This window comes from Kitasatospora sp. NPDC057904 (genome assembly GCF_042887925.1).
Taxonomy (GTDB): Bacteria; Actinomycetota; Actinomycetes; order Streptomycetales; family Streptomycetaceae; genus Kitasatospora.
On sequence record NZ_JBHVOL010000030.1, the window covers coordinates 66,718 to 84,438 of the forward strand.

Below are 17,721 nucleotides of genomic sequence, written 5' to 3' on the forward strand. Positions count from 1 at the left end.
AGCGGGGACAGGATTTGAACCTGCGACCTCTGGGTTATGAGCCCAGCGAGCTACCGAGCTGCTCCACCCCGCGTCGGTGAACCCAACAGTACGGGGAAGTCGCCCGAATGGGAAATCGGTTCTCCGGCGGCACCCGCGGGACCGCGTCACCCCGGCCCCGCCGCGCGCCCGCGGCGCCGGGCCGCGTGCCGCACGCTGCGCGACCTCGCCCACGCCGCGAAGCCGACCAGCGCACCGAAGCAGGGCACCATCAGCACCGCGTACACCAGCAGGAACCCGTGCGTGCCCAGGTCCGCGGCGGCGTTCCAGATGCCGTGCAGGGCCATCGCCAGCAGCAGCCCGACCGGCGCGGCGATCCGGGCCAGCCAGCGGCGGCGGGTGGTGAGCGCGACCGCCACGCCGAGGCCGGTCAGCGCGGTGAACAGCGGGTGGGCGAACGGGGAGAGCAGGCCGCGCAGGACGAAGGTCTGCACGGTGCTGTCGAAGTCGCGCAGGCTCGGCGGCTCGCCGAGGCCGATGCTGTCCAGCCGCTGCTGCTGGTCGCTGGAGAAGGCCCGGCCGAGGTAGAGGGCGTTCTCGGTGAACGCGAACCCGCACGCGGCCATCCCGCCGAGCACCACCCCGGCGGCCAGCGTGCGCGGCCGGGAGCGCGTCGTCCGACCGGGCCCGGCCGAGCCGGTGGACGGCGGGGCGGGCCGCAGGTAGGGCAGGGGGCGCAGATAGGGGCGCAGCCCGAGCCGCTCGCGGGCGTGCGGCCCGGCGGCCCGGCGCGCGTACGGGCGCGGGCTCCGGGGGCTCGGCAGGCGGCGCAGCAGCGGCGCGCAGGGGCGCCCGTCCCGGCGGCCGTGGCAGCGCGGGCGCAGGCCGATCGGCAGCAGGAGGACGAGCAGGGCGGTGCCCTTGGCGGTCTCCTCGATGACCGGGGTGACGATGCCGGCGCCCAGCAGCTCGCCGAGCGGGCCCTGGTGGCCGGTGAGGTGGCTGCTGGTCCAGTTGTTGGCGAGGATGGCGACGGTGGTCGCCGCGCAGGCGCCCCAGCCGAGGCAGAACACGGTGTGCCGCAGCGGCACGCGGGCGGTCAGGTTGAGCCAGGCGAGGCCGCCGAGCACGAACGGCAGCGGCACCATCGCGAGCCCGAGGCCGACCAGCAGCCCGGTCGTGCCGGTCTGCCGCCGGACCAGCTGCAGGATCAGCACCCCGCACGCGCCCAGCGTGAGCACGGCGGTCGCGGTGACGGAGGAGAGCGCGAGCGAACGGCCGCGCCCGGCGCGCGGGAGGGTGGCCGGGCCGGTGCCCGGCCAGGGCAGGAACCGGTGGGCCCGGCGCTTCCGCGGCCCCGGGATCGTCCGGGTGCCGCCGGTGCGCGGAGCCGTCTGCGGTGCGTCGGCGGCGGCCCGGACGGTGGACCGGAACCCGCCGCCCGACGGGCTGCTCACGCGGCTCAGGGTAGGCCACGGCACGGGCCCGGAGGGAGGACTCGGGACGAATCGTCCGGTGCGCGCCGGGCCCGTCGGCGGCCGGGGCCGGGCCGTTCGAACGGCCCGGACGGCTCAGCGGCGGCGGAACAGCAGGTCGTGGACCACGTGCCCCTTGGCGATGCCGGCCCGCTCGAACTTGGTGACGGGCCGCCAGTCGGGGCGCGGCGCGTACCCGGGAAGGCTGCCGTCCGGGTGGTCGGCGGGCTCCAGCCAGCCGGTGCCGTCGCCCTCGGGGTGCAGGTTCTCCAGCTCCGGCGACGCCGACAGCACGTCGAGCATCTGCTCGGCGTACGGCTCCCAGTCGGTGGCGCAGTGCACCAGGGCGCCCGGGGCGAGGCGGGGCAGGACGAGGTCGAGGAAGGAGGACTGGACCAGCCGGCGCTTGTGGTGCTTGGGCTTGGGCCACGGGTCGGCGAAGTAGACCCGCAGGCCGGCCAGCGAGGCGTCCGGCAGCATGTCGCGCAGCAGGATGACGGCGTCCCCGGCGGCGAGCCGGACGTTCCGGGAGCCGTCGCGCTCCAGCAGCCCGAGCAGGTTGCCGTGGCCGGGGGTGTGGACGTCGGCGGCGAGGATGCCCTTCGCCGGGTCGGCGGCGGCCATCGCGGCGGTGGTCTCGCCCATGCCGAAGCCGATCTCCAGCGTCACCGGGAGCTCGCCGAACAGCTCGCGCAGGTCGAGCGGGGTGCCGTCGATCGGGATGCCGTACGTCTCCCAGCCGCGGTCCAGGGCGCCCGCCTGGGCGTTGGTCATCCGCCCCCGGCGCGGCTGGAAGCTGCGGATGCGCCGCTCGCGGTGCTGGGCCTCGGTCGCCTTGTGCGGGTACATCGGCGCGGGGTAGCCGGCCGGCGCGGCGGACAGGCGGGCGGACGGCGATTGCTGGGGGATGGGGGCGGTGGCAGTCACAATCACCCGAGTCTACGGGGCCGCGCGGGGCGGCCGGAGGGGCGTGTGACGCGGCTCATCCGCCCCTCCGCGCGCCGCCCATCCGCCCCTCCCCGGGTCGCCCGTCCGCCCTTCCCCGGGCCCGCTGGTCCGCATCGCCCCCGTACCGCTCACTCCTCCGCCTCCAGCGCGGCCAGCGCCCGGCGGGCCACCTCCCGGCCGATCGGCAGCGAGGCGGTCGCGGCGGGGGAGGGGGCGTTGAGGACGTGCACCAGGCGGCGCGGGGAGCGCGGGTCGGCCGGGTCGAAGCCGGCGAACGCGAAGTCGTCCAGCAGTGAGCCGTCCCGGGCGACGGCCTGCGCGCGCACCCCGGCGGTGGTCGGCACCAGGTCGTCGGCGGTCACGGCGGGCAGCAGCCGCTGGACGGCGGTGGTGAACGCCCGCTTGGACAGCGAGCGGTGCAGCTCGCCGACCTCGTACCGCCAGTGCCGCCGCAGGATCCGCCAGGTGCCGGGGAAGGCCAGCGTGCCGGCCAGGTCGCGCGGGCGGACCGTCCGCCAGTCGTACCCCTCGCGGGCCAGTGCGGGCACGGCGTTCGGGCCGACGTGGACGTCCCCGTGGACGCCCCGGGTCAGGTGCACGCCGAGGAAGGGGAACGCCGGGTCGGGCACCGGGTAGACCAGGCCGCGCACCAATTCGCGTCGTTCCTTGACGAGTTCGTAGTACTCGCCGCGGAACGGCACGATCCGCAGGCCCGGGTCGTCGCCGGCCAGCCGGGCGATCCGGTCGCTGTGCAGCCCGGCGCAGTTCACCAGCACCCGGCAGCGCAGTTCGCCGGTGGAGGTCTGCACCGTCACCCCGTCCGCCCGCCGGTCCACCGCCCGCAGCTCGCAGCCCGGCCGCAGTACGGCGCCCGCCTCCCGGGCCAGCCGGGCGTAGGCCGTGGCGACGGCCGGGAAGTCGCAGATGCCGGTGGTGGCGACGTGCAGGCCGGCCAGGCCGGTGACCTCCGGCTCGTGGCGGGCGATCCCGGCCCGGTCCAGCTCGGTGACCGGGATGCCGTTCGCCCGCCCGCGCTCGGCCAGCGCCGCCAGCCGCGGCAGTTCGTCGGCACGGGTGGCGACGACGAGCTTGCCGGTCACCTCGTGCGGGACCCCGTGCTCGCGGCAGAAGTCGACCATCTCGGCGGCGCCCGCCACGGCGAACCGCGCCTTGTACGAGCCGGGCCGGTAGTAGAGGCCGCTGTGGATCACCCCGCTGTTGCGCCCGGTCTGGTGGGCGGCGAAGCCGGGCTCCTTCTCCAGCACCGCGATCCGCAGCTCCGGCCGGGCCGCCGTCAGCGCGTACGCCGTCCCGAGTCCGACGATCCCGCCGCCCACCACCAGCACGTCGAAGTCGTACGTCACTGCCGCTCCTCGCAGTCCGCCCGGCCGGCCCCCGCCCGTCGCCGGGCCCGGGGCCGAGTTCGCCGCCGATGCTGCCACGGCGGGCGGGAGTGGTCGAGGGTGCGTGAACCGGTGGACGGCCTCCCGGCGCACGCGAGGCGGTCACGCCGGGGCGACGATCACCGCCCGGGCGCGCTCGGCCAGTTCGCGGACCCGCCGCTCGCCCTGGAAGGGCTCAAGGCGGCGCAGCATCTCGACCACGTACTCCCGGCTGCGCTGCGAGGAGATCCGGCCGGCCACCTCGACGGCGCGCTCGCCGGCGGCGACCGCGGCGTCCAGGTTGCCCGCCTCGGCCTCGGCCATCGCCGAGACGACGAGCCGTAGTCCGTGCGAGCGGACGAAGCCCTCGGTGGGCTTGGCCAGCGCCTCGCGGGTGAACTGCCGCACCTTGGCGGGGACCCCGAGGTCCCGGAAGCACTCGGCGGCGTCGGCGGCGAGGCGGTCGTAGGCGTAGAAGTCGATCCACGAGGGATCCGGGTCACCGGCGCGCGCTCGTTCGAGTGCGCTCTCCGCCGCGCCGAGCGCCGTCGCGCACGCCGCCGCATTGCGGGCCTTGGCCTGGGCCCGTGCCTCCACCAGGTGGAAGAAGCTCATCGTCCGGGCGGTGGCGAGGCCCCGGTTGCGCTCCAGGGCGGCCTGCGCGAGGTCCACCGCCTCCTCGGCGAAGCCGCGGTAGCCCGCCTGGAGGCTCATCGAGGCGAGCACGTAGCCGCCGAGCGGCACGTCGGCGGCGGCCCGGGCCAGGCGCAGGGCCTGGATGTAGTAGCGCTGGGCGGCCTCGTGCTGCCCGGTGTCGAAGGCCATCCACCCGGCCAGCCTGGTGAGTTCGGCCGTCGCGCCGAACAGCGCCCGGCCGACCGCGTCGCTGTACGAGGCGAGCAGCAGCGGTGCCGCCTCCACCCGCAGGCACTCCGGCACCATGGACGAACGCCAGTCCCCGCCGCCGTACTTGGAGTCCCAGCGGCGCGCCTCCTGGGCGGCCTCGCGGAGCTTGGCGGCGTCCGAGTGGCCGACCCGGAAGGGCGCCGACTCGCTCGCGGCGCGCGGCACCTCGCGGGCCACCGAGCCGTCCGCGGGGTTGATCAGCCAGCGGGAGACGGGCGTCGCGTAGGCGGCGACCGAGAAGGTGCCCGCCAGGCTGTCGCTCCAGCGCCCGCCGCCGGGCCCGCGGCGCAGGTCGAGGTCGACCCGCCACAGGTCGGTGGCCGAGCGGACCGCCTCGGAGACCTCCCGGGGGAAGGCCAGGCCGAGTTCGGGTGCCGGGTCGGTGTCGCCGAGCCCGATCTCCTCCAGCGGGACGGGCCGGCCGAGCTTGCCGCCGATGGCGGTGGCGATCAGGTGCGGGACGGGCCCCTGCGGGACCATGCCCTTGCCCACCCAACGGGCCACCGAGGTCTTGTCGTAGCGCAGCGTCAGCCCGCGCTGGGCGCCGAGGTCGTTGACCCGGCGGGCCAGCCCCGCGTTGCTGATCTGGGCGAGGGACAGGAGCGTGCCGAGCCGTTCGTTCGGTCCTCGTGGGCTGACGGTCATGGTGGCGGCGGCACCTCCTGCGGCCTTGTGCGCGGGGCCCGGGCGGCACCGGGCCGTAGCTGCTGTACCTAGAGTAGTCGGACGCGTTCCGACGGTTAAGAGGCCTCATTCCGGATGGCGGGATCGCGCACCCGGCGCCCCCGCGCGGTGAGTTCGCGGGACCGGGCCGGGACCGCCGGGAACGGACCGGGGTCGCCGCGCGCCGGAGCGTCGTGCTCCGGTCCCGTGTTCACGTGCGCCCGGCCGTGCCCCCTGGCCCGACCGGCGGCGCGGCGATTCGCTGGTGGTCGTGGGTCGGCCCGCCGTCGAGGACCCGGCGGGCCGGGGGATGCCGCCGCCTCAATCCCCGCGGGTGGCGGCGAAGTCCGGGAGGGCATGCGGATGCCCTCCCGGGCTCGACGACGCCTTTCGGCCATCTCGCGATGCCCATGCCAAAGGCGTCCTCGCGGGCGGTCCGGGCCATGGAGGGGGAGGCCCGGCCCGCCCGGCGGAGAACGACGCCCACCGCCCACCGAACGGATCCGGCCGCATGTCGGTGCCGGCCGTACCACCGCGCCGGGGAGAGCGGCCGCCGTCGCTTCGGACCCGCACGTTCCGCGTGTCCGGGCTCCGAACTCCCGCGGCGCGCAACCGGAACCGACAACACCGGTCACCGCGGCGCCAACCGGTGGCACGATGTCTCCTGACGGCGCGCCGGAACGGACCGGGCAGCCGCCGCGGCGCACGCGACGAGCCGGCCCGGGGCTGCCCGCCGGCGGACGTGCCGCACGGCGGCAGGTCCTCGTCCGGTGGAGGCGCGATGCGGTGGCTGACGGGCTGGAGCACGGGCGCGCCCCGTGCGGGCGCACCGGCGCACGAAGCGCTCGCAACGGTCGCGCCGATCGCCGCGCACGCCCTCTGGACCGGCGCCAACCCGCTCTGGGCGGTGGGCGACTGGCGTCCCGAGGAGATCCGCCTCGTCACCCTGCGGCCCGGCGCCCGCGCCGCCGTCACCGGCGGGTTCGCCGCCCCCGACCCCGTCGAGGACACCCCCGCCACCACCCGGCTCGCCGTGCTCGGCCACTGCGGCGCCACCGACGCCGAACTCGCCGCCGGCCTCGCGGCCGCCCGCGGCGGCGCCGTCCGCCACCTCACCGCCTGGCCCGGCAGCTACACCGTCGTGCTGCGCACCGGCACCCGCTCCACCCTGCTGCTCACCGACCTGGCCGGCGCCCAGCAGGTCTTCCACACCCCCTGGTGCGGCGGCACCGCGTACGCCACCGCCGCCCTCCCGCTCGCCGACCTGGTCGGCGCGCCCCTCGACACCGGCCACCTCGCCGCCCGGCTCGCCTGCCCCGAGTCGCCCGAGGCCCTCGGCACCGGCACCCCCTACCTCGGCGTCCAGCGGGTGCCGCCCGGCCACGTGCTCGCCGTCCGCGGCGGCCGGCCCTACCTCGACCCCTACGACGAGCCCGGCGGCAGCGCCGACCAGCCGCGCGGGGAGGCCCCCGCGGTGCGCGAACTCACGCGCGCCCTGCTGGAATCCGTCCGCTCCCGGGTCCGCACCACCACGCCCGCCCCGCCCGGCGGCGGCCGCCCCCGGCTCGGCGTCGACCTGTCGTACGGCACGGCGTCCGCGACCGTCGCCCTGCTCGCCGCCGCGGTGCCGCTGCCGCCCGCGCCCCAGCCGGCCTCGCCGTCCGCGCCTCCGGGCGGCGGGCAGGAGCCCGGCGCGGCGACGGCAGGCGGCGTGCGGACGGGCGCACGGACGGGAGGTGCGCGGACGGGCGCGGTCAAGGGCTCCTGGGCCCGTACGGCCGCCCAGGAGCCCGCCGCCCCCGAACAGCTGGCCGCCGTCACGCTCGGCGAGACCGAACCCCCGGCCACTCTCGCGCTCGCCCCCGACACGCCCCGGCTGCGGCACACCGTGCTCGACCCCGGCCCCGACGCCCTCCCGTACGCGAGCCTGCGCACCGACCCGCAGTCCGGGCGGCTCACCGACGAACCCGGCCCCGAACTCGTCGCCGCCGCCCGCGCCGAGGCCCGCTTCGACGCCGGCGGCACCGACCACCTCACCGGCTACGGCGCCCGCCAGGTCCTCGACGGGCACCCGGCCCGGCTCGCCGACCTCATCCGGGCCGGCCGGCCCCGCGAACTCCTGCCGCCCGTCGCGGCGTTGGCGGGTGTCGACCGCGCCGCGGCCGGCGTCCTCACGGGTGCGCTGCGCACCCCGCTCACCGTCGTCCGGGCCGCCCACCGGCTCTCCCGGATCCGCTACGCGGAGGCCCTGGACGACGCCGCGGCGAAGCTGACGGCCCGGCACGTCCCCGACGGCGGCGGCACGGCGGGTCACCGCTCGGCCGGCGACCTCGCCTGGTGCGTCCCGGGCCCGGCCGCCCGCTGGCTCTCCGACGACGCGCTCTCCGCGGTCGCCCTGCGGCTCCGCCTGGCGGCGCGCAGACCGGCGCCCGAGGAACACCCGGGCGCGCGGCGGGCCCGGCACGCCCTCCACCGGCAGGCGCACTCCTTCCGCACGCTCGTCCACGCGGCCGAACAGCCGGGCCAGCGCCTCCACGCCCCCTTCCTGGACAACCAGGTGGTCCGCGCCGCCCGCCTCCTCCCCGACGACGTCCGCCTCCAGCCCGGGGCCCGGCACGCCCTCCTGCACGCCGTCCTCACCGGCGCCGGCCGCACCGACCTCCCGCCCGACTGGGGCCGCGGCCCCCGCCCCGACCGCACCGCCCCCGCCCGCGCGGGCCTGCGCCTCGCCGCGGACGGCCTGGCCGAGCTCTTCGACGCCCCCCTCCTCGCCGAAGCCGGCCTCATCGACCTCCCCGCCGTCCGCGCCGGCCTCGCCGACCCCGCCACCCTCCGCTCGCCGCACGCCCTCGCGGGCCTCGCCGACCTGGTCTCCACCGAACTCTGGCTCCGCCGCGTCCGCGCCCGCCGCCACGGCGCCTGCTGGACCGGCCTCCCCCAGCCCACGCATCCCGCCCTCACCTCCTGAAACCCGCCCGCCGTCACCCCACCCCTACTCACCCAGGCGCACCCCAAGCGCCCCGCGCCCCCCACCGGCCCCCAACCCGCCCAGGCGCACCACGGTCACCACGCGCTCCTGGCTCGCCACCACCCGCCCCGCCGGGGCGCAGCACCTCGGCATCACCCGTCCCGCCCGACCACGGCCCTCGGCCGACCCAGGCGCACCACGATCACCACGCACCCCGCCTCTTTGGCCGACTCGCCACCAGCCGCATCCGGCCACCGGCAAGCCGGCGACCCCGACCACCCCTTGCGAGCCGCCACCTCTCCGCCCGGCTCGGCAGGAGCCCGCGCCTCCCGCCATCTCCCGACCCGACCTGCCCCATCGCCCGGCTCGGCGGGAGCTCTCGTCTCGGCCGCCTCCCCGCCCGCCTCTCTGCCCGGCTCGGCAGGAGCCCGAGCCCCGGCCACACTCCGCCGCCCGGCTCGGAGAGCTCCCACCCCAGCGCCCCCTCGCCCGCCGCCCAGGAGCCCTCGCCCCTCATCTCCCCACCCCCGCCGCGCGGCTCGGAGAACTTCTGCCCCAGCGCCCACTCGGCCGCGTCCCCGCCCGCCCCGTCGCGCGGCTCCCAGGGGCCCTCGTCCCCCATTACCCCACCCCCGCCGCCCGGCTCGGAGAGTTTCCACCCCAGCGCCCACTCGGCTGCCCCCTCGCCCGGCTCGGCAGGAGCCCTCGCCCCCCATCTCCCCACCCCCGCCGCGCGGCTCGGCGGCCCCCCGTGCGGGGCGGGTGATGATGGCGGGGTTGCCGTTGGGCGCGGGTGTGAGGAGGCGGTCGTGGTCGGGGTGAGCCAGGAGGAGCCGGTGCCGGTGGTGCTGTCGGTGCTCGGGCGGCCGCCGACGGGGCGACCGCCCGGGGTGCTGGCGGCGTGCGACGGGTCGGACGGTTCGTTGTGGGCGCTGGACCGGGCGATGACGGAGGCGGAGCTGTTCGGTCTGCCGCTGTACGTCCTCGCGGTGGTGAACCCGGCGCCGGCCGGTTACCCGCCCGGGATGGCGGAGCTGGTGCAGGAGAGCGTCGAGACGCTGGTGGAGAGCATGGCGGACGGTCTGCGCCGGTCCGTCGCCGCCGTGCAGCAGCAGCGTTCGCGCCCGTACGCGGGGGAGTTGTCGTTGCACGTGGTGCTGGGGAACGTGATCGAGGTGCTGCTGGAGGCGTCGGCCCGCCAGCACACCCTGGTGCTCGGCACCCGCGGCAACGGCGGTTTCAACCGGCTGCTCCTGGGGTCGGTGAGCACGGCCGCCGTCCACCACGCGGCCTGCCCGGTGCTGGTGGTGCCGGCGCCGTCGCAGGTCTGAGTCGTCGGGAATGTCCCGAGATGGTTCACCGTTCACCTATCTCGTCAGACGCATCCCCACCCCTGGAGCCCCCGTCATGAAGGTCGAGATCTACTCCGACATCGCCTGCCCCTGGTGCTACATCGGCAAGCGCCGCTTCGAGGAGGCGCTGGACGGTTTCGCGGGCAAGGAGGGCGTCGAGGTGGTCTACCGGCCGTACCAGCTGGTCCCGGACGCGCCGGCGACGGCGAGCCCGCACCGGGAGTGGCTGGCCGAGCGGTACGGCCCGCAGTCCGTCGCGATGGACGCCCGCGTCGCCGAGCTGGGCCGGGCCGAGGGCATCACGTACGACTTCGACGCCGCGCTGCACGCGAACACGTTCCTCGGCCACCGCCTCCTGCACCTCGCGGAGACGGAGTACGGCGCCGCCGTCCAGGGGCGGCTGAAGGAGGCGCTGCTGAAGGCGCACTTCACCGACGGCGTCGACGTCGGCGACCGCGCCGCGCTCACGGACGTCGCGGTGGCCGCGGGTCTGGACCGCGAGCGCGTGGCGGCCTACCTCGCGGGCGACGAGGGCACCGCCGAGGTGCGCGCGCAGCTGGCGGAGGCCCGGGAGCTGGGCATCACCGCCGTCCCGACCTTCGTGTTCGAGGGCAAGTGGGCGGTGCAGGGTGGCCAGGAGGCCGGGACCTTCCGCCAGGTGCTGGAGCAGGTGGCCGCCGAGATCGGCGAGCGCAGGCCGGCTCCCGTCCAGGTCGCCCCGGCCGGGGAGGCCTGCGCGGACGGCGCCTGCGCGATCTGACCGCCACCAGGCGGCCCCCGGAGGCCCGCTTCAGGAGTGCTCGTTCACGAGCACCTGAAGCGGGCCTCCGCCCAGTCGGCCACGTTCAGTGCCGACCAGACCCCGTGCACCGGCGTGACGACCAGCCGGATCGACGTCTGTCCGGCGAGGGGCACGTGCACGGGCACCGCGTCGTCCCCGGCCGCGAGCGCGGGGGAGCGCCACAGGGTGCTGCCGTCGCCGCCCTGCACCGAGAAGACGACGTCGCCGGGCGACACCGTCAGGTCGTCGAGGCCGGCGACGGCGTCGAAGGACGTGCAGGCGCGGTTGAGGTCGATCTGCGTGGTGGCGGGGGCGTGCACGGTGAGGGCGTGCGGGTGGTGGTCGCCGCCGATCCAGGCGCCGTCGTGCTGCCAGAACCAGTCCGTGCCCTTCTGCCGGATGGCGGGTCCGGTCGGCGGGACCCGGTTGTTGCCGGGCTTGTGGACGGGCAGCGAGTCGGCCCAGAAGTCGGTGGGCCCGGGCGGCGTCGGCGGCGTGACGGTCGGCGTCGGCACCGGGGGCACGGTCGGCGCGGGCACGGTCGGGGTCGGGACGGGCGGCACCTCGGGCGTGGGCACGACCGGCGTCTCGGGGACCGGCACGGCGGGCGGTGTGACGACCGGACGGGCGTGCGTGGGAGTGGGAGCCGGCGCGCTCGTGGTCGCGGGCGGCGGCGTGGTCTTGCGCGCCGGGCTCGGGACGGACGACGGCGTCGGCGTCGGGGTCGGCTTGGGGGAGGGGGCGGGCGGTGGCACGGGCGCCGGTGCGGCGCTGCTCGGCGCGGGCGCCGGTGCCGCGGGTGCGGGCGGCTCCGGGGCCGGGGCGGCGGGGGACGCGGACGCGGTGGGCGCCGCGACCGGGGGCCGGGCCTCGGGCGAGGTGGTGAGCGCGTAGGCGGCGACGGCGGCCGCGGCCACCGCGACGGCGGCGGCGATGCCGGCCTTGGCGGCCGTGCCGAGGCCCTCCGCGGCGACCGCGCCGGCCCCGGACCCGCTCCCGCCGGCCGCGCCCCCGGCACCGGCCGCGCCCCCGGCACCGGCCGCGCCGGCACCGGCACCTGCTCCGGCACCCGCACCACCGGTACCGGCCGCGGACCCGGCGGCGGCTCCCGTCGTGCCCGCCGTCGTGCCCGCCGTCGACCCGGCCGTCGCCGCGGCCGTCCCGACGGCGGCGCCACCGACCGCGGCGGCACCCCCCACCGCGGCCGCGGCGGCGCCGAACCCGCCGACGCCGACCCAGACCAGCACCCCGCCGGGCAGCAGCGCGCGCAGACCGGTGTTGATCTCGGACAGTTCGAGGTAGGCCGCCGTGCAGCGGTCGCACTCCTTGAGGTGCCGTCCGACGTCCGCCGAGGCCCGCTTGCGCAGCGAGCCGCGCGCGTACGCGCCGAGCCGGTTGGCGTACCCCTCGCACGCCCTGTCCTGGCTGCCGGAGACGTGGGCCTGGAGGAACGCGGCGGCCAGGCGGTCGCGGGCCCGGTGGGCCTGGACGGCGGTGGCGTTGGCGGTCTTGCCGAGCATCACCGCGACGGTCTTCGGGGACTCGCGTTCGACCTCGGTGTGCCAGAGCACGACCCGGTCGTCCTCGGGCAGTTCGGCGTAGGCCTGCATGACCATGCGCTGGTCGGCCATGGCCATCGCCCAGGCGTCGGCTCCCGGGTCGGCCAGGTCGAGGTCGACGACGGCGGCCGAGCTCTGGGCGAACACGCCGAAGTCGTCGACGAGTTGTTCGCGCCGCTCGCTGCGGGTCCAGGCCGCGGCGACGTTGCGCACGGCGGTCAGCAGGTAGGCGCGGACCGCGAACTCGGGGCCCTTGCCCGCCCTGAGCGCCTGCAGGGTGCGGGCGAACACCTCGCCCGCGAGGTCCTCGGCGGTGAAGCTGTCCCGGCAGCAGGTGCGCGCGTAGCGGCGGACGGAGTCGACGTGCCGGCGGTAGATCTCCTCGTACGCGGTGTCGTCGCCGGCCCGCACCCGTGCGGTCAACTCGGCGTCGGAGGGCGGGCGCTCGCCGTCGACCGGGTCGGCGGGGGCGGGCACCGTGGGGCGGGCGCGGCGGCTGCCGCCGACGAAGGCCTCGGGGGCGACGCCACCGCGGCCGGCCGGTGCCTGGCCGGGCACCCGGCCCGACGGGAGGGCGGCGGCGGAGGCGGACAGCGACTCGCGGCTGGGCATCCCGGCCTGGTCGGGGACGTGGCCGGTGGCCGGTCCCGCGGCCGATCCCGGCGCGCCGCCGGGCACTTGGCCGGACGCGCGGCCGGGCACGCCGGAGGACGACGCGTCGGACCCCTCCGCCGGCCCGCCGGAGTGACCGCCGACGGCGCCGTCCGGCGAACCGCCCGCATGACCGCCGGCGCGGCCGTCGGCACGGCCGTCAGCGCGGCCGAAGTCGAGCCCGTATCCGTAGTCGTTCTGTTCCTCGGCGCTCACAACGGACCCCAGCCTCCACGACAGCCCCCGTAGCGCGGCAGAGCACGCGGGCGTGCGTGGGCGCACGGTCCCCCGTCGTACGGCGCCGACGGCGCTCGAAGGGCGCGCATCGGGACATTGGCTCCAACCACGGGCAAAGGATGGCATAGCGCAGGGAAGGGCGGTAGCCGGACCGGCCGGTACCCACTCTTCCGAGGGGACGTCGCGGAGGTGTTCGCCCAGCGCACGACAGCCGGTTGTGCGACGCCCGCACCCGGCGCGCGCCCAGTGCCCGCGCGCCGGTCACTCGTCCAACTCCCTTACCGGTCACGGCAGCCCGCCGTGCCGGGCCGACCCGCAGGCCGTGCCCGGGATCACCGGCCCCGGCGGGCGCGAGCCCGCCCGTGGGCCGTCAACGCGCCCGCAGGCCGTCCAGCAGGATCTGCAGCAGCCGGTCCGAGGGCCCGGCCACCGCGTGCCCGTCCGGCTGCGGCCCGCCGACCACGACGCCCGGCACCCCGGCCACCGCCGGCACCGTCCGCGCCGCGTGCACCGGCACCGACGCGGTCAGCACCAGGACGACGTCCGCGACCGTGACGCCCGGCCGCAGTTCGCCCGCCGCGCCCGCCCTGGCCACCAGGGCGGCCAGCAGCTGGAGAAGCAGCCGCGGATCGGCGTCCGCCGCCGTCGCGTCGGCCGCCGTCCGCGCCTCGTCGCCGCGCAGGTCGAACCGGGCGGAGAGCGCCTGTTCGGGCGCCCGCTGCTCGGGCACCCGGCCCAGCTCCTCGGCGTACCGGAACGCCTCCGGCGGCAGCAGCCGCCCGGCGCCCGTGCTCACCGCGCGCGCCAGGTACCCGGCCAGCGACTCCCAGGCACCGCCGCCGCCGTACAGCGACTCGCGCGCCTGTGCCGTCAGCCAGGCCACCTCCTCGGCGGCGATCCGCTGGACCAGCACCTCCTTGCTCGGGAAGCGCCGGTACACCGTGCCGACGCCGACCCCGGCGCGGCGGGCGACCTCCTCCATCGGTGCGCCGTAGCCGAATTCGCCGAACACCTCCCGGGCGGCGCGCAGCACGCTCTCCAGGTTCCGCCGCGCGTCCACCCGTAGCCGGGCACCCGGCACGGCGGCCTGCAAGGGCTCCGCCCGGTACGGGACACCGGCGTACGAGACCGCCGACACCCCGTGCTGCGGCGGCAGTTCCACCGGCCCGCGCTGCTCCGGCACCGTGCCCTGGACGACGTGCGGTGCACCCGCCCGCCCCAACATCTGTTCCTGCTCCATCATCTCAACTCTCCCCCGCAGGCGTCCGATCCCGGACCCTGTCGTCGCCCGCCCCTGCACCCCCCGGTGCAAGCTCAGCCCGTCAGAAGTGACCTGATGACCCATTGCTCGTGCCGCCCGTCCCGTTCCGGTGACCACGGTCGTGCCACCGGGCCGGGCCACGCGTCCGGCTCGGTGCGTCGGCACCGTCCGGGGCCTCGTCCGGGAACTACCCTTCCCCGGATGACTGTCCCGCAGTCGGGTTCTCGCGCCAACGCTGGAACTGGCCGTAGTGGCCGCTCCACGGTGCGTCGCCGCCGGTTGTCATGGCGGTGGCCGCTCCAGCACACAATCCGACCATAGTTCACGGCTCTCCGAAGCCGAAAGTGCGTCAGAAAGTCACCCGGACAGCACAACTGGCCACACCGGTCACTCGCGCCGCATCCGGCCCCGTACGGACTGTGGACAAGACGGCCCCCCACGGTCCTTCATAGGGGGGCGCGTCGGGGGATACCCCCCGAACGGGGGACGGCCCGGACTCCGTGACCGGGACGGAACACCACACGAACGCGACACCGTCCGGAGGTGCACCATAAGGATCCTGATCGCCGGAGGCGGCTGCGCCGGGACGGCCACCGCGCTCCACCTCCAGCGCGGCCTACGCGACCGGCTGCGCCGGGGCGAGGTGGAGATCACCGTCGTCGAACCCCAGGCCTACCTCACGTACCACCCGCTGCTCGCCGAGGTGGCGGCCGGCTCGATCGACCCGCGGCACGTGGTCGTGCCGCTCCGCCGGGCCCTGCCGGACTGCCGGGTGCTCACCGCGAGGATCACCCGGATCGAGCACGCCGCCCGCCGGGCCCTGGCCGACGCCGCGGCCCCCGGCGAGTCCCCCACGCCGATCGAACTCCCGTACGACGTCCTGGTGGTGGCGCCCGGCTCGGTCTCCAGGACGGCCCCGGTGCCCGGCCTCGCCGAGTGCGGCCGGGGCTTCTCGACCGTCGCCGAGGCGGTCGGCCTGCGCAACCACGTCCTCGAACAGCTGGACCTCGCGTCCGCCACCCGGGACCCGGCCCTGCGCCAGTCCGCCCTCACCTTCGTCTTCGTCGGCGCCGGGTACGCGGGCGTCGGCGCGCTCGCCGAGCTGGAGGACATGGCCAGGTACGCGGTGCGCGGCTACCACAACGTCGCCCCGGAGGACCTGCGCTGGGTGCTGGTCGAGGCCACCGACCGGATCCTCGCCGAGGAGTCGCCCGAACTCGCCGCGCACACCCTCGGCCAGCTGCGCGAACGCGGCGTCGACGTCCGGCTGCGCACCACGCTGGAATCGGCGGCCGGCCAGGTCGTCGCCCTGTCCGACGGCAGCCGCTTCGCCGCCCGCACCCTGGTCTGGACGGCCGGGGTGCGCCCGTCCCCGCTGCTGCGCGACACCGACCTGCCGCTCGACACCGCCGGCCGGGTCCGCTGCCTGCCCACGCTCCAGGTCGTCGGCCCGGACGGACGCGCGCTGCCCGGCGTCTGGGCGGCCGGCGACTGCGCGGCCGTGCCCGACCCGCACGCGGACGGCGCCCCCTGCGCACCCAACGCCCAGCACGCCTTCGCCCAGGCCGAGCTGCTCGCCCGCAACGTCGCCGTCGCCCTGGACGGCGGACCGCACTCGCCCGACCTCGCCGCCTACCGGCCGGGCCCGGCCGCCTGTTCGACCTCGCTCGGCCTGCGCCGCGCCGTCGCCCACACCCGGCGCGGCGGGCGCCTCACCGGACGCCGCGCCTGGTGGCTGCACCGCGCCCGGCACCTGCGCCGGCTGCCGAGCGCGGACCGGCGGGTGCGGGTGCTGATGGACTGGGTGCTGGGCGGGCTGTTCTCCCGGGAGGTCGTCTCGCTCGGCACCCTGGAGCACCCGCGTTCGGAATTCGAGGCGGGGTTCGGACCGGGCCCCGAACGTGGGCCGGACGCCCCGGCGTGACGGACCGGACGGCCACGCCGAGCGCGCGCGACTTCCGGAATCGGCCCTCCGCCTGACAGGATCAGCCCCAACCGAGTCATTACCCCGTGTGCTGATGTGTACACAAAAAGTGATGATATGACTGGAAAACGAGGAAGCGGCCGTCGTTTGAACCTCATGCGCTGGAGCGCCCGGCTCACCGGAGTCCCCTGGCGTGCCGCCCCGCAGACCGCGGTCGGCACGGAGGACGGCGTGCCCTCCGGCGACGTCGTGGTCCCGGGCCCGCGCGACCCGACCAGCCTCGCCACCGCGGCCGAACTCCTCGACCCGCACAAACCCCAGCACCTGCGCGAGGTCCTCAACCGGATCCCCGCCCCCGTCGCCGTCACCTACGGCCCCCTGCACCAGCTCGCCTACGCCAACCGCGCCTACCGCGAACTCTTCGGCGAGCGCCCCACCGGCCTGCCCGCGTGCGAGGCCCTGCCCGAGCTCGCCACCCTCGGCGTCCTGCCGCTCATGGACCAGGTCATCCGCGGCGGCCGGCCCCGCAGCGTCAAGGCGCGCTGCATCCTCGGCCTCACCGGCAACCGCTACTACAACGTCTCCTGCGTCCCGCTCGGCGCCGGCGACCCCCGCGACGTCCGCGACTCCCGGGACGTCCCCATCGACGGCCCGCCCGCCGGCGTGCTCATCTTCGCCGCCGAAGTCACCGACCAGGTCCTCGCCGCCGCCCGGCTCCGCGAGGCCGAACGCCGCCAGCGCGAGGCCGCCGTCACCCTCCAGCGCAGCCTGCTCCCGCAGAAGCTCGACCAGCCCGCCGACCTCCGCGTCGCCGCCACCTACCAGCCCGGCGGCGCCGAAGCGGCGGTCGGCGGCGACTGGTACGACGTCATCGCCATCGACGGCGGACGCACCGCGCTCGTCATCGGCGACGTGATGGGTCGCGGACTGCGCGCCGCCGCCGTCATGGGCCAGCTGCGCACCGCCGTCCGCGCGTACGCCCGCCTCGACCTCCCGCCGCACGAGGTCATGCGCCTGCTCGACGGCCTCGCCATGGAGATCGACGCCAACCAGATCGCCACCTGCACCTACGCCGTCTGGGACCCGCAGCGCCGCACCCTCTCCTACGCCTCCGCCGGCCACCTCCCGATGCTCCTGCGCTGCCCCGACGGAACCATCCTGCGCAGCGAGGAGCAGAACGGCCCGCCCCTGGGAACCGGCGGCGGCCTGCACGTCTCGCACACCCTGCGCCTCCTTCCCGGCACGACCGGCGTCCTCTATACGGACGGACTCGTCGAACGCCGCGACGAGGACATCGACCAGGGACTCGACCTCCTCGCCCGCACCCTGACCGGCGCGATCGGCGCCCCCGAGGTGATCTGCGCCCGTCTGCTGCGAGCCATGGGCGTGACGTCGGAGCACGACGACGACGTGGCCGTCCTGGCCTTCCAGCTGCCGGCCGACGAGACCGCCGAGGAGGCCCCCGAGGAGGCCCCCAAGGAGGCCCCCAAGGAGCGGGAACCCGTGCTTGACTCGGTCTCCGGAGAGGTCTAGAGTTCTTCGAGTTGCCTGACAGGGAGCACCGGACACGCATCGGCGCGGACGGTCCCGGGGCGGCCAATCCTCTGAAACACCACTTCCCGGTCCGGGCTGGGT

Annotated in this window: 11 protein-coding genes and 1 tRNA gene; 5 read left to right on the forward strand and 7 right to left on the reverse strand. The window is 76.9% G+C overall.

What is annotated here, in order from left to right:
* The 5 genes from ACFVSN_RS40285 to ACFVSN_RS40305 form a co-directional block, all read right to left on the reverse strand.
* A tRNA-Met gene (locus tag ACFVSN_RS40285) sits at positions 1-73 on the reverse strand.
* A 73-nt stretch (positions 74-146) separates the two neighbouring features.
* On the reverse strand, positions 147-1,436 hold the full coding sequence (locus ACFVSN_RS40290; protein WP_380436899.1) for a PrsW family intramembrane metalloprotease: 1,290 nt from the start codon (positions 1,434-1,436) through the stop codon (positions 147-149).
* Between the two features lie 114 nt (positions 1,437-1,550).
* The gene (gene trmB, locus ACFVSN_RS40295) at positions 1,551-2,381 is read right to left on the reverse strand and encodes a tRNA (guanosine(46)-N7)-methyltransferase TrmB (RefSeq protein ID WP_380436901.1); all 831 of its coding nucleotides are present in this window, start codon (positions 2,379-2,381) and stop codon (positions 1,551-1,553) included.
* A gap of 149 nt (positions 2,382-2,530) precedes the next feature.
* Positions 2,531-3,766, reverse strand: a complete 1,236-nt coding sequence (lhgO, locus tag ACFVSN_RS40300; RefSeq protein WP_380436903.1) for an L-2-hydroxyglutarate oxidase — start codon at positions 3,764-3,766, stop codon at positions 2,531-2,533.
* A 141-nt stretch (positions 3,767-3,907) separates the two neighbouring features.
* Positions 3,908-5,335, reverse strand: a complete 1,428-nt coding sequence (locus ACFVSN_RS40305; protein ID WP_380436905.1) for an MFS transporter — start codon at positions 5,333-5,335, stop codon at positions 3,908-3,910.
* Between the two features lie 799 nt (positions 5,336-6,134).
* Here ACFVSN_RS40305 and ACFVSN_RS40310 point away from each other — a divergent pair.
* The 3 genes from ACFVSN_RS40310 to ACFVSN_RS40320 all read left to right on the forward strand — a co-directional run bounded on the left by ACFVSN_RS40310 (position 6,135) and on the right by ACFVSN_RS40320 (position 10,433).
* Positions 6,135-8,321 carry an asparagine synthase-related protein gene (locus tag ACFVSN_RS40310; RefSeq protein ID WP_387958386.1) on the forward strand — a complete coding sequence of 729 codons (2,187 nt, stop codon included), beginning with the start codon at positions 6,135-6,137 and terminating at the stop codon, positions 8,319-8,321.
* Positions 8,322-9,130: 809 nt separating this feature from the next.
* Positions 9,131-9,652: a universal stress protein gene (locus tag ACFVSN_RS40315; protein WP_380436909.1), complete on the forward strand. Its 522-nt coding sequence runs from the start codon at positions 9,131-9,133 to the stop codon at positions 9,650-9,652.
* A gap of 76 nt (positions 9,653-9,728) precedes the next feature.
* Positions 9,729-10,433, forward strand: coding sequence for a DsbA family oxidoreductase (locus ACFVSN_RS40320; protein ID WP_387958388.1), 705 nt, complete (start codon positions 9,729-9,731; stop codon positions 10,431-10,433).
* 44 nt (positions 10,434-10,477) lie between these two features.
* Here the strand turns inward: ACFVSN_RS40320 and ACFVSN_RS40325 are convergent, their stop codons facing one another.
* Complete coding sequence (locus ACFVSN_RS40325; protein WP_387958390.1) at positions 10,478-12,880, reverse strand: sigma-70 family RNA polymerase sigma factor; 2,403 nt, start codon at positions 12,878-12,880, stop codon at positions 10,478-10,480.
* 391 nt (positions 12,881-13,271) lie between these two features.
* Entirely contained in the window at positions 13,272-14,144 is an 873-nt protein-coding gene (locus ACFVSN_RS40330) for a TetR/AcrR family transcriptional regulator (protein ID WP_380436915.1), read from the reverse strand.
* Positions 14,145-14,724: 580 nt separating this feature from the next.
* Between ACFVSN_RS40330 and ACFVSN_RS40335 the strand changes: the two genes are divergently transcribed.
* Together ACFVSN_RS40335 and ACFVSN_RS40340 are read left to right on the forward strand one after the other, a co-directional pair.
* Positions 14,725-16,086: an NAD(P)/FAD-dependent oxidoreductase gene (locus ACFVSN_RS40335; protein ID WP_387603820.1), complete on the forward strand. Its 1,362-nt coding sequence runs from the start codon at positions 14,725-14,727 to the stop codon at positions 16,084-16,086.
* 156 nt (positions 16,087-16,242) lie between these two features.
* Positions 16,243-17,619, forward strand: a complete 1,377-nt coding sequence (locus ACFVSN_RS40340; protein ID WP_387958393.1) for a PP2C family protein-serine/threonine phosphatase — start codon at positions 16,243-16,245, stop codon at positions 17,617-17,619.
* The last annotated feature ends 102 nt before the right edge of the window (positions 17,620-17,721 follow it).

Coding starts and splice junctions, on each gene's coding strand:
- ACFVSN_RS40330 (WP_380436915.1), bottom strand. CDS start 14,144: ATGATGGAGCAGGAACAGATGTTGGGGCGGGCGGGTGCACCGCACGTC.
- ACFVSN_RS40320 (WP_387958388.1), top strand. CDS start 9,729: ATGAAGGTCGAGATCTACTCCGACATCGCCTGCCCCTGGTGCTACATC.
- ACFVSN_RS40340 (WP_387958393.1), top strand. CDS start 16,243: ATGCGCTGGAGCGCCCGGCTCACCGGAGTCCCCTGGCGTGCCGCCCCG.
- ACFVSN_RS40310 (WP_387958386.1), top strand. CDS start 6,135: ATGCGGTGGCTGACGGGCTGGAGCACGGGCGCGCCCCGTGCGGGCGCA.
- ACFVSN_RS40305 (WP_380436905.1), bottom strand. CDS start 5,335: ATGACCGTCAGCCCACGAGGACCGAACGAACGGCTCGGCACGCTCCTG.